Genomic DNA, 243 nt, shown 5'->3' with positions numbered 1-243 from the left:
ACCACGGAGTGATTCATGACTGGGGTGAAGTCGTAACAAGGTAGCCCTAGGGGAACCTGGGGCTGGATCACCTCCTTATACGATTTAGGACTTATTTGTTCGTAGTGTCCACACAGATGATTGTTAGTTAGCTAAACCGCTTTGGTTTAACTAACTAATATGCTCTTTAAAAATTTGGAAAGCTGATATTAAAATTCTTATAGATATTCGTATCTATAAAGAGTTTTCAAAAGTAAAAATATG

Annotated in this window: 1 rRNA gene; it reads left to right on the top strand. The window is 36.6% G+C overall.

The features are described from left to right. Positions 1–78, top strand: a 16S ribosomal RNA gene (locus AUR67_RS07090); the annotation flags it as partial. Positions 79–243: the final 165 nt, after the last annotated feature.

The sequence above is a fragment of the Pseudoalteromonas sp. XI10 genome, assembly GCF_001469895.1.
Taxonomy (GTDB): Bacteria; Pseudomonadota; Gammaproteobacteria; order Enterobacterales; family Alteromonadaceae; genus Pseudoalteromonas.
This window is presented reverse-complemented; position numbering and strand designations above follow the sequence as displayed.